This is a genomic window from Cyanobium sp. PCC 7001, assembly GCF_000155635.1.
Classification (GTDB): domain Bacteria; phylum Cyanobacteriota; class Cyanobacteriia; order PCC-6307; family Cyanobiaceae; genus NIES-981.
Genome location: NZ_DS990556.1, coordinates 1094871 through 1105679, shown reverse-complemented (window position 1 = coordinate 1105679; position 10809 = coordinate 1094871). Strand labels below are relative to the sequence as shown.

Genomic DNA, 10809 nt, shown 5'->3' with positions numbered 1-10809 from the left:
TTACGCCGTACGGGGCGAACGTCAGAAGAATTGGTCGAAGTTGTCGAAGTCCACGGCGCTGAAGGTGCCGTTCTCCACCTGGGCCATCAGCCGCTCCAGCTGCACCCAGAGGGCTCCGGCGGTGCCGATCGAGAGCACGAACGACACCAGCAGGGCAGCACCGGAGGCAAAACCGAACACCTGCAGGCTGCCACCGATGAACAGCGTCACACCGATCACCACACCGATGTAGGGGAGGGTGGTGCTGGCGGTGCCCAGGGGCAGCAGGGCCAGACGGTCCTGTTTCCAGCTCTCGAGCCGGTCCTGCACCAGCCGGGCGAAGGTGAGGCCGCAGAGCACGCCGATCGCCAGGCCCAGCCCCGCCACCAGGTAGGGGGGCTGGATCAGCGGCGCGTACTCCAGCAGGATCTCGCTGGGGTCGAGATCGCCGTAGAACCCGCTCGCCGCATCGAGGCTGGCGTCCTGCAGGTCGATGGGCGCAGGGTCGATCACGGCACGAGCACAGGGGTGGGGCCGACCCTAGGCCGCGGCCAGAGGGTTCAGTCTGGCCAGCAGGCCGCTCGCCAGTTTGCGGGCACTGAAGGTGCGCCGCAGCAGACCGGCGAGGGCCCGCAGATCCTCGGTCTGGAGCCGATCGTCCCGCACCAGGGTGAGCAGCAGCCGCTGCCGCAGGCTGTCCCCTTCCGGGCCGAGCAGGAGCTTCAGGCCAGAGCCCATCACCGGCAGCAGATCAGGGCCCGGCCCGTCGTTCTCCAGCACCGCCAGCAGGCTTTCCAGCCGCTCGATCTGCAGCCTGCCGTCACGGTCGAACAGCACGTCCAGGAGCTTGTCGCGCATCTCGGCGGTGTCGCCGGCCAGCAGGCGGCGGGCCACGTAGGGGTAGGCCACCCGGATGATCTTGAAGTCGGGGTCGAGCCGCAGGGCCAGACCCTCCTGGCTCACCACCGCCCGGATGATCAGGGCGAAACGCACCGGCACCCGGAAGGGGTAGTCGAACACCAGCTCCGAGAAGCGGTCGGTGACCGCCTTGAAGTTGAAGTTGCCCACGTTCTCCCCCAGGGCTCCACCCAGCACTTCCTCCAGGGCGGGGATGATCGGTTCGAGGTCGGCGTCGGGGTTGAGGAAGCCCAGGGCCACGAAGTCCTGCGCCAGGGCCCGGAAGTCCTTGTTGATCAGGTGCACCACCGCGCCGGTGAGGGTGAGCCGGTCGGCATCGCTGATGGAATCCATCATGCCGAAGTCCACGTAGGCCACATGGCCCAGCGGCCCGGTGCGGCCCGGCAGGGCGAAGAGGTTGCCCGGGTGGGGATCGGCGTGGAAGTAGCCGAACTCCAGCAGCTGACGCAGGCCCGCCACCACGCCGGTGCGGATCAGGGCGGTGGGATCGAGATGGCGCGCCTCGAGCACGTGCCGTTCCTGCAGCTTGGTGCCGTGGATCCAGCTGGTGGTGAGCACCCGCCGGGTGCTGAGGCTGCGCTCCACCGCCGGCACCGTCACCTCGGGGTTGTCGCTGAACAGGGCCGCGAAGCGGTCGGCGTTGTCAGCCTCCTTGCGGTAGTCGATCTCGTCGAACAGGGTCTGGCCGAACTCGTCGATGATCTCGTCCAGCCCGAAGCCCAGGTTCAGAGGCAGCAGCGGCGCGCAGAGCACCGCCAGCAGACGGATGATCACCAGATCGCGCCGCAGGATCAGCGGCAGATTGGGGCGCTGCACCTTCACCGCCACCCAGTGGCCGTTGTCGAGCCGGGCCTTGTACACCTGGCCCAGACTGGCGGCCGCCACCGGATAGTCCGGGAAGGTGGCATACAGGGTGCTGGCTGGAGCGCCCAGCTCCTCCTCGATCGTGCGCAGGGCCACCGCCAGGGGGAAGGCGGGCAGGTTGTCCTGGAGCTGGATCAGCTGCTCGAGCCAGTCGCGCCGCACCAGGTCGGGACGGGTGGAGAGGGCCTGTCCCACCTTGATGAAACAGGGGCCCAGGTTGGTGAGGGTCGTGAGGATGCGCTTGCCGAGCCGCTGCTGCACCTGACGGTCGCTGCTGTTGGCCTGCACCACCAGCACCAGGGCGAGGCTGAGCAGCTGCCAGAGCACCGTGCTGAGCCTGCTGACGAACATCCAGGGGCGCGCCAGCAACCAGCGGCGATCCGCCCGGGGGTCGTAGGCCGGTGGCTCCGGAGGCGCCCCAGCGGGCCTCACAGCGGTGGTCAAGGGGATGGCCATGTGGATGGGCAGACTCTAGGAACCACGGCCGGCGCTGGGTCCGCCCCTCGTCCTGACCCCACTGCGCCCCTGCCGTGCACCCCGCTGCGCCCGATGGCGGCGCCCCCACGCTGGTGTTCCCCCGCCTCTCCGTTTCCCATCCTCTGGCGCTGCACCTGCCGGCCCACGGCCGCGGCCGTGGGCTCACGCCGGCACTGGCCCGTCTGCTGCGGGAACGGCCCGGCAGCTGGGATCTGCCTGAGCTGCCGGAGATCGGAGGCCCGCTGGAGGCCGAGGGGCTGGTGGCCGAGGAGCAGCGGGCCTGCGCCGCCCTGCTCGGGGCGGAGCGCTGCTGGTTCGGGGTGAACGGCGCCAGTGGCCTGCTGCAGGCGGCCCTGCTTGCCCTGGCCCCTCCCGGCAGTCGCGTGCTGCTGCCGCGCAACCTGCACCGTTCCCTGCTGCACGCCTGCGTGCTCGGCCAGCTGCAGCCGGTGCTGTTCACGCCTCCCTTCGATCCAGCCACCGGGCTGTGGCTTCCCCCCCGCGCCGAGCACCTCAGCCGGGCGCTCCTGGCCGCCCTGGCCGATGGGCCGCTTGCGGCGGTGGTGCTGGTGAGTCCCACCTACCAGGGATTCGGCGCCGATCTGGAGGCGCTGGTGCCGTTGGTGCATGGGGCCGGCCTGCCGCTGCTGGTGGACCAGGCCCATGGGCAGGGGGAGGCCCTGGCCGCCGGGGCCGACCTGGTGGTGCTCTCCTGCCAGAAGGCTGGCGGCGGCCTCGCCCAGAGTGCCGCCCTGCTGGCCCAGGGGCCGCGGCTGGATGCCGATGCCCTCGCCCGGGCCCTGCTGTGGCTGCAGACCTCCAGTCCGAGCGCCCTGCTGCTGCATTCGGCGGCGATGAGCCTGCGCCATCCCCACAGCGGCGCGGGGCGGCGGCAGCGGAGCCGCGCCCTGGCGATCGCTGCCCAGCTGCGCCGCCGCCTCCGTGCCCTGGCCCTGCCCCTGGTGGACGGCCAGGATCCGCTGCGGCTGGTGCTCCACACCGCTGCCCTCGGCATCAATGGCCTGGAGGCGGATGCCTGGTTGCTGGCCCGGGGGGTGATCGCGGAGCTGCCGGAACCCGGCACCCTCACCTTCTGCCTGGGCACGGCACCGCCGCGGCGGGTGGTGTGGGAGCTCCCCCGGGCCCTGGTGGGCCTGCGCCAGGCCCTGGGGGGCGACCCGCTGCCGGCCTTCTCGCCGCCACCCCTGCCGCCGGTGGCGGAACCGGAGCAGCCCATCGCCACCGCCTGGCGTGCCCCTGCCGAGACGCTGCCCCTGGCAGCGGCAGCAGGGCGCATTGCCGCTGAACCCCTCTGCCCCTATCCGCCGGGGATTCCCCTGCTGATTCCAGGGGAACGGCTGGATGGGGCCAGGGTGGTCTGGCTGCAGCAGCAGCAGCGGCTCTGGCCGGGCCAGATCGCTGATACGGTGAGGGTTGTGAGGAGCTGAGGCCGCGCTGCCGAGCCTGATGGGCCCCGCTCGGCCTGCCAGTGCCCGGCACGGCCTGGGGCCCAGCATGGCCCGACGCCCTGTGCCACCCTGAACCTGCTCCGCCTGTTCTGAAGTCCTGGCCGGTGATCGACGACCCCAGCGCTGCGTCCTCGACCCCGCCCTACCAATGGGACTTCGTCACCCCCGGCCTGCCCGATGGGGCCTTCGACGCGGCACCCGGGTTCAGCCCCACCCCGATGGAACTGCGGGTGATGCTGCTGGCCCACCTGCGGCCCCGGGCTGATTCGCTGGTGTGGGATGTGGGCGGCGGCACCGGCGCCCTGGCCCTCGAAATCGCCCGCCTCATGCCCCGCGGCCAGGTGCACACCCTCGAGCGCGACCCCGAGGCGATCGCGCTGCTGGAGCAGAACCGCCAGCGCTTCGGGATCACCAATCTCCACATCCATGCCGGGGCGGCGCCGGAGGACCTGGCCGCCCTGCCGGGCGCCCCCGACCGGGTGCTGCTGGAGGTCGGCCGCCCCCTCGGCGATGTGCTGCGGCAGGTGTGGGGGGTGCTCCAGCCCGAGGGCAGGCTGGTGATCAGCACCGCCAGCCTGGAGGGGCTGGTGGATGCCACCGACACCCTCGGACAGCTGGCGGCCCGCGACGTGCAGGTGGTGCAGGCCACCGTGCACCGCATGCAGCGACGCGGCAGCCAGGCCAAGCTGGCCGCCGCCGAGCCCCTGTTCCTGATCGCGGCGGAGCGGCCGTGATCCCCCAGCCCCGCACCACCACGTCCCTGCCCCGCCTGGTGAGCGGCTGGGCCGCCGGAGCCTTCGGCTTCGTGGTGGTGATGCTCGGCGGCTGGTGGTTCACCGTGGCGGTGGGGGTGATCGTGCACCTGGGCCTGCTGGAGTTCTTCCGCATGGCCCAGTTCAAGGGCATCCGGCCCGCCACCAAGACCACCCTGGTGGCGGTGCAGCTGCTGCTGGTCACCACCCAGCTGGCCAGCGGCGGCAGCTGGCTGGCGGGCGACGTGGCGGCGGCGGTGCTGCCGGCCTCCGGCGCGGTGATCTGCGGCTGGCTGCTGCTGCAGCCGGTCACCGGCACCATCGCCGACATCGCGGCGTCGGTGTTCGGGCTCTTCTACCTGGGCTTCCTGCCCAGCCACTGGATCAAGCTGCGCGATCTGCCCGAGTCCGGCCTGGCCCTGACCCTGCTGGCCTGCTTCCTGATCGTGGCCACGGACATCGGCTCCTATGCCATCGGCCGGCGCTTCGGGCGGCGGCCCCTGTCGCCGATCTCGCCCGGCAAGACCGTGGAGGGCGCCCTGGGCGGGGTGGGCTGCGCCATGGCCGTGGGGGCCGTGGGCGGCACCTGGATCGGCTGGAGCTGGGGCTGGCTGATCGGCGCCGGCCTGGGCGCCGTGGTGGCCCTCTTCGCCCTGGTGGGGGATCTCACCGAATCGATGATGAAGCGGGACGCGGGCCTGAAGGACTCCGGCGACGCCATCCCGGGCCATGGCGGCATCCTCGATCGGATCGACAGTTACCTGTTCGTGCCGGCGGTGGTGTACTCCCTGGTCACGCTGGTGCTGCCGCTGCTCGGCGCCTAGGGCGTCACCAGGGCTGCTCCTTCCAGCACCACCAGCCCGCCCTCCACCGCGGCGCGCTCGATGGTGATGGCCGGATCCATCGGCAGCAGCAGGGCGGTGGTGCCGTCGGCGCGCCTCAGGGCAATGCTGCCCTGCTCCGCCTGCAGCCGGGTCTCCAGCTCCCGCTCGGGGGCGGCGGCATGGCTCCTGAACACCAGAGAGTCGGGCGGCAGCAGCGTGACCTGCAGGGGCGGCTCGCTGCCCAGCAGCGTCTCGGACAGGCTCACCGCCAGGGGGCGCCAGGACTCCTGGGCCAGCGACCGCTCCAGCCCCTCCGGGCTGAACTGCACCAGGCCCCGGATGCCGAAGGGGTGATCCAGCTGCAGGGGCTGTCCCCGCAGCACCTGGCCCAGCTGCACCTGGATCGGCTCGCTCCGCAGCGTCACGCTCTCCAGCTCCAGCCCCTGGTACCGCACCCGCCTGGCCTGCAGGCGCACGCCCTCGAGATGGCCCCGCAGCAGCTGCAGGGCCGATCCGTCCAGGGCCAGCTCCAGCTGGTCGATGGCGTCGCACTGCTGCCGGATCCAGAGGCGCAGCGCCGCCGCCAGCAGCTGCAGGGCCGGGCCGCTGCGCCGCAGGCCGGCCTCAGCCATGCCCGGCGGCCACGGCGGCTGGCGCCGGGTCGGGACTGTGCCAGGTGCTGGCCACCCGCTCGGGCTGGTCGATGTGGGGGAGATGGCCGCAGTCGGCCAGCTCCTGCACCCGCTCGCCCAGCAGGGCCAGGGCCGCCCGCTTCTGGGGTGGGCGCAGGATGCGGTCGTTGGCGCCCCACAGCACCTGGATCGGCAGTGGCGGCAGCGGCTGTCCGCAACCGGCGAAACCGCCGGAGCGGGCGAAGCGCCGCAGAGCCTCGCCCCATCCCGGCGTGGCCAGGTGCAGCGAGGCGATCTCCAGTTCGGCAGGGCCCACATCCCGATCGGGCTGGGCGAAGGCGCTGCGGCAGAGTCCGCGCCGTACCCCAGGCGAGGCCAGGAAGCGCACGCCCAGCCCGTCGAGCACCGGTGGCAGCGGCATCGGCCGGCCGGTGAGACCGGCTGGAGCCAGCAGCAGCAGCCTGCTGAAGCGGCCAGGCCGGCGCCGGGCCAGTTCCACGGCTACCGAGCCTCCCATCGAGGCCCCGATCAGCCCCAGGGGTTGGGCCGCTTCCCCCTCACCGGCGAGCCCCCGGGCCTCCAGCCCATCGAGCAGGGCCTCCAGATGGGCCAGCACCGCGGCGGGGCCATACGCCGCCTGGGGATCGCGCGGGCAGAAGCCGAAGCCGAACAGGTCCGGGATGATCAGCCGGTGCCGCTCTGCCAGCAGCGGAGCCAGGCGGCGGAACTCCAGGAAGGAGCTGTCGAAGCCGTGCAGCAGCAGCACGGGCGGTCCCTCCCCCAGCACCGCCACGGGCCAGAGCTCGTCGAAGCCCTCCAGCGGCCACCACTGCACAGCCCCGGCCAGACTGCGGCCGAGGGGATCGAGGAGCCGGTGGGCCGCCCGATCCACCAGCTCGCGGCTGGCCTGGTGGCGGATCACGCCGGCCTCCGCTCGCCGCTGCAGGTGCTCACCAGAGCGGCCAGCAGATCGCCGCTGGCCACCGGGAAGGGCAGGTGATGCAGGTCGGAGCCGGGGGCGCAGGCGAAATCACAGGCTGCTGCAGCTCTGCAGGGTGGTGTGGCCCAGCCCCAGCGCGTTGAGGCTGCGGGGAATGCCGAGGCGCTCGAACAGTGGCAGCAGCTGGCGCCGCGCCTGGCCGGCCAGCTGGTTCTGCCCCAGCACCTCCTCCAGCCGCAGCTGCACCAGGATGCCGAAGCCCACCTTTTCGCCGTGGAGGGCGCCGTGGCTGGCGGCCAGCTGGGTGAGGCCGTTGTGCACCGCGTGGGCGGCCACGGTGCGGCAGCGGGCACCGCCGAGGCCGCCGATCAGGCCGGCGCTGAGGGCGCTGGCTTCGGCCACCCGCACCCAGGCCTCACTGGCGGGATCGGCCAGGGCGGTTTCGGCATCGAGCAGGAGCTGGTCGCGCAGCACCCGGGCCATCTGCACCGCCTGCTGAATCAGCCCGTCGCTGCTGCCCCCGGAACTCACCGAGGCTTCGTACCACTTGGCCAGGGCGTCGGCGATGCCGCTGGCCAGGGTGCGGGGCGGGGCCGTGCGCACCAGGGCGTGGTCGAACACCAGCAGCTCCGGACAGCGCCGCAGTTCCACATCCCGCAGAAAGGCCCCTTCCGGGCTGTAGATGTTGGCCAGCGCGGTCCAGCCGGCACAGGTGGCGGCACTGGTGGGCACGGTGATGCAGGCCAGGCCGTGCCGATCGGCGAGCAGCTTGCCGGCATCGAGCACCTTGCCCCCGCCGCAGGCGATCACGGCATCCAGCGGCGGCCCACCCGCCGGATTGCAGAGGGCGGCGCCCAGCCGCTGCAGGTCCGGTTCGCAGCAGTCCCACTGCAGCCGCTCGTGGCGGGCTTCCAGCCCGGCCTGGCGCAGGTCGTTGGCCAGCTGCTCCCGCAGCGGGGCGGTGGCTTCCCCCCGGCCGAGCAGGAGAGGCCGCTGGCAGAGGGCGGTGATCCGCGGCAGGGAGCGCCGCCAGGCCCCCTCGCCTCGGATCACCGCCGCCGGCGCGATGTGGTGGGTCTGACCGTTGGGGGACGCTGCCTGCTGTGGGGTGTGGGTGGCGGACTGGCCGGCCGTGCGCCTGGAACGCTGGGGCATGGCTCAAGTGTAAAGATCCCCCCGCTCCGCCTCAGGCCTGGGGTCCTGTGGCATTGCGGGGGGATGGGGCTGGGCCGCCGGCGTGGCTCGGCGACTCAGGCGCCGGCGCCGGCCAGCTCGGGGATGGCGGGGATGGCGTTCTGCTTGAGGATCACCACCTGCTTGTCGTCGTTGACATCGACAACAGCGGAATCGCCTTCGCCGATCCGGCCGGAGAGGAACTCCTCGGCCAGGGAATCCTCCAGAAGCCGCATCACGGCACGCCGCAGGGGGCGTGCGCCGTAGGAGGGGTTGTAACCCTCCTCCACCAGCCGCTCCTTGAACGCCTCGGTGACGGAGAGGTGGATGCCCTTCTCGTCCATGCGTCCGAACACCTCCTTCAGCATGATCTCGGCGATCTCCTTGACCTCATCGCGGGTGAGCTGGCGGAAGACGATGATCTCGTCGAGCCGGTTGAGGAACTCAGGGCGGAAGTACTGCTTGAGCTCTTCGTTCACCAGGGAGCGGATCCGGTTGTACTGCGTTTCCTCGGCATCGCTGCCGGAGAACTCGAAGCCCAGGCCACCGCCACCTTTCTCGATCACCTTCGAACCGATGTTCGAGGTCATGATGATCAGGGTGTTCTTGAAGTCCACCGTGCGGCCCTTGGAATCGGTGAGGCGGCCGTCTTCCAGAAGCTGCAGCAGCAGGTTGAACACGTCGGGATGGGCCTTCTCGATCTCGTCGAACAGCACCACCGTGTAGGGACGGCGCCGGACGGCTTCGGTGAGCTGGCCCCCTTCGTTGAAGCCCACGTAGCCAGGGGGGGAGCCGATCAGCTTGCTGACCGTGTGGCGCTCCATGAATTCCGACATGTCGAGGCGGATCATCGCCTCCTCGCTGCCGAAGAAGTAGGCCGCCAGCGACTTGGTGAGCTCGGTCTTGCCGACGCCGGTGGGGCCGGAGAAGATGAAGCTGGCGATCGGACGGTTGGGGTTCTTCAGGCCAACCCGCGCCCGGCGGATGGCCCGGGACACGGCCTTGACGGCCTCGTCCTGGCCGATCAGACGCTGGTGGAGGGTCTCCTCCATGTTGAGCAGCTTGGCCGACTCGCTCTCGGTGAGCTTCTGCACCGGCACGCCGGTCCAGGAGGCCACGATGTGGGCGATGTCCTCTTCCGACACCATCGGCGAACGGTCGGCGTCGTCGGTGGCGACCGGAGCGGGAGTCTCGCCGGAGGCTTCGGCAGTGGCCGGTTCCTCATCCTTGCGGGCCTGCAGGATCGTGCGGATCTGCTCCCGCAGCTCCACCTCCCGGTCGCGCAGTTCACCGGCCTTGGTGAAGTCCTGCTCGCGCACGGCCTCCTCCTTCTGCTTCTGCACGGCGCGCAGCTGCTTGTCCACCTCCTTGGCGGCCGGAGGCAGCTTGGAATTCATCAGCCGCACGCGGCTGCCCGCCTCATCGATCAGATCGATGGCCTTGTCGGGCAGGAACCGGTCGGAGATGTAGCGGTCGCCCAGGGTGGCGGCGGCGATCAGGGCCTCGTCGGCGATCTTGAGGCGGTGGTGCTCCTCGTAGCGCTCCTTCAGACCCCGGAGGATCTCGATGGTGTCCTCCACGGAGGGTTCACCCACCATCACCGGCTGGAAGCGCCGCTCGAGGGCGGCGTCGCGTTCGATGTGCTTGCGGTACTCGTCGAGGGTGGTGGCACCGATGCACTGCAGCTCGCCGCGGGCCAGGGCCGGTTTGAGGATGTTGGCGGCGTCGATGGCGCCCTCGGCGGCGCCGGCGCCGATCAGGGTGTGCACCTCGTCGATCACGAGGATGACATTGCCGGCACCCCGGATCTCCTCCATGATCTTCTTGAGGCGCTCCTCGAACTCGCCCCGGTACTTGGTGCCCGCCACCAGCAGGCCGATGTCCAGGGTGAGCACCCGCTTCTCCTCGAGGATGTCGGGCACGTCGCCGGAGTTGATGCGCTGGGCCAGGCCCTCGGCAATGGCGGTCTTGCCGACGCCGGGCTCGCCGATCAGCACGGGATTGTTCTTGGTGCGGCGGCCGAGGATCTGGATGACCCGCTCGATCTCGTGCTGACGCCCCACAACGGGGTCGAGCTTGCCGTCGGCCGCCTGCTGGGTGAGGTTGCTGCCGAACTCATCGAGGGTGGGGGTCTTGGTGGAGCCCTTGCCGCCACCGCCGGCCGCCACCTCGGCGGTCTCGCCGAGCATGCGGATCACCTGGGTGCGCACCTTGGCGAGATCGACGCCGAGGTTCTCCAGGACACGGGCGGCCACACCCTCGCCCTCACGGATCAGGCCCAGCAGCAGATGCTCGGTGCCGATGTAGTTGTGGCCCAGCTGGCGTGCCTCCTCCAGGGACAGCTCCAGCACCCGCTTGGCCCTGGGGGTGAAGGGAATCTCCACGGCCACGAAGCCGGAGCCTCGGCCGATGATCTTCTCCACCTCGACCCGGGCGTCCTTGAGGTTCACGCCCATCGACTTGAGCACCTTGGCGGCGACGCCGGTGCCTTCCCCGATCAGTCCCAGCAGGATCTGCTCGGTGCCCACGAAGTTGTGCCCAAGGCGGCGGGCCTCTTCCTGGGCCAGCATGATCACCTTGATGGCCTTCTCGGTAAACCGCTCGAACATGGGGCGGGGCCTGGTGCAAGTTGAACCAACCTATCAGGGTTGGACGGATGGTGTGGTTGCCGGACGACCAATGATCAAAAGCCAGTGATTGCAGGCCAGGAGCGGCTTTTCATTGCAACTCAGATCGGCGGATTCAGCCGATTGAGCAATACAAAACGGCGGTTATCCGCAC

The 10809-nt window shown here is 70.9% G+C and carries 8 protein-coding genes and 1 pseudogene; 3 read left to right on the top strand and 6 right to left on the bottom strand.

Annotation, left to right across the window (positions count from 1 at the left end):
• Nucleotides 1-21: 21 nt before the first annotated feature.
• Together CPCC7001_RS05375 and CPCC7001_RS05370 are read right to left on the bottom strand one after the other, a co-directional pair.
• Complete coding sequence (locus CPCC7001_RS05375; RefSeq protein ID WP_006911611.1) at nt 22-492, bottom strand: hypothetical protein; 471 nt, start codon at nt 490-492, stop codon at nt 22-24.
• 27 nt (nt 493-519) lie between these two features.
• Nucleotides 520-2112: an AarF/ABC1/UbiB kinase family protein gene (locus CPCC7001_RS05370; protein ID WP_006910599.1), complete on the bottom strand. Its 1593-nt coding sequence runs from the start codon at nt 2110-2112 to the stop codon at nt 520-522.
• Nucleotides 2113-2330: 218 nt separating this feature from the next.
• Here CPCC7001_RS05370 and CPCC7001_RS05365 point away from each other — a divergent pair, with 218 nt between their 5' ends.
• From CPCC7001_RS05365 to CPCC7001_RS05355, 3 genes are all read left to right on the top strand, one after another.
• On the top strand, nt 2331-3686 hold the full coding sequence (locus CPCC7001_RS05365; protein ID WP_006910142.1) for a lysine decarboxylase: 1356 nt from the start codon (nt 2331-2333) through the stop codon (nt 3684-3686).
• A 125-nt stretch (nt 3687-3811) separates the two neighbouring features.
• The gene (cbiT, locus tag CPCC7001_RS05360) at nt 3812-4441 is read left to right on the top strand and encodes a precorrin-6Y C5,15-methyltransferase subunit CbiT (RefSeq protein WP_006909456.1); all 630 of its coding nucleotides are present in this window, start codon (nt 3812-3814) and stop codon (nt 4439-4441) included.
• Nucleotides 4438-5283 carry a phosphatidate cytidylyltransferase gene (locus CPCC7001_RS05355; protein WP_006909037.1) on the top strand — a complete coding sequence of 282 codons (846 nt, stop codon included), beginning with the start codon at nt 4438-4440 and terminating at the stop codon, nt 5281-5283. Before cbiT ends, CPCC7001_RS05355 begins: the two co-directional genes overlap by 4 nt.
• On the opposite strand, the gene CPCC7001_RS05350 is transcribed toward CPCC7001_RS05355, so the two are convergent.
• The 4 genes and pseudogenes from CPCC7001_RS05350 to CPCC7001_RS05335 all read right to left on the bottom strand — a co-directional run bounded on the left by CPCC7001_RS05350 (nt 5280) and on the right by CPCC7001_RS05335 (nt 10637).
• The gene (locus tag CPCC7001_RS05350) at nt 5280-5915 is read right to left on the bottom strand and encodes a DUF2993 domain-containing protein (protein ID WP_043368650.1); all 636 of its coding nucleotides are present in this window, start codon (nt 5913-5915) and stop codon (nt 5280-5282) included. The two genes, CPCC7001_RS05355 and CPCC7001_RS05350, sit on opposite strands and share 4 nt — an antisense overlap.
• A complete protein-coding gene (locus CPCC7001_RS05345) occupies nt 5908-6837 on the bottom strand; it encodes an alpha/beta fold hydrolase (RefSeq protein ID WP_006909623.1) in 930 nt (309 codons plus the stop codon). Before CPCC7001_RS05345 ends, CPCC7001_RS05350 begins: the two co-directional genes overlap by 8 nt.
• Nucleotides 6834-8010: pseudogene (locus CPCC7001_RS05340) on the bottom strand (iron-containing alcohol dehydrogenase). Before CPCC7001_RS05340 ends, CPCC7001_RS05345 begins: the two are co-directional and overlap by 4 nt.
• Before the next feature lie 95 nt (nt 8011-8105).
• Nucleotides 8106-10637: an ATP-dependent Clp protease ATP-binding subunit gene (locus tag CPCC7001_RS05335; RefSeq protein WP_006910091.1), complete on the bottom strand. Its 2532-nt coding sequence runs from the start codon at nt 10635-10637 to the stop codon at nt 8106-8108.
• Nucleotides 10638-10809 lie beyond the last annotated feature (172 nt).

What these genes read in the sequence shown, in the direction of transcription:
- CPCC7001_RS05370 (WP_006910599.1), bottom strand. Translation starts at nt 2,112, where the DNA reads ATGTTCGTCAGCAGGCTCAGCACGGTGCTCTGGCAGCTGCTCAGCCTC.
- CPCC7001_RS05335 (WP_006910091.1), bottom strand. Translation starts at nt 10,637, where the DNA reads ATGTTCGAGCGGTTTACCGAGAAGGCCATCAAGGTGATCATGCTGGCC.
- CPCC7001_RS05350 (WP_043368650.1), bottom strand. Translation starts at nt 5,915, where the DNA reads ATGGCTGAGGCCGGCCTGCGGCGCAGCGGCCCGGCCCTGCAGCTGCTG.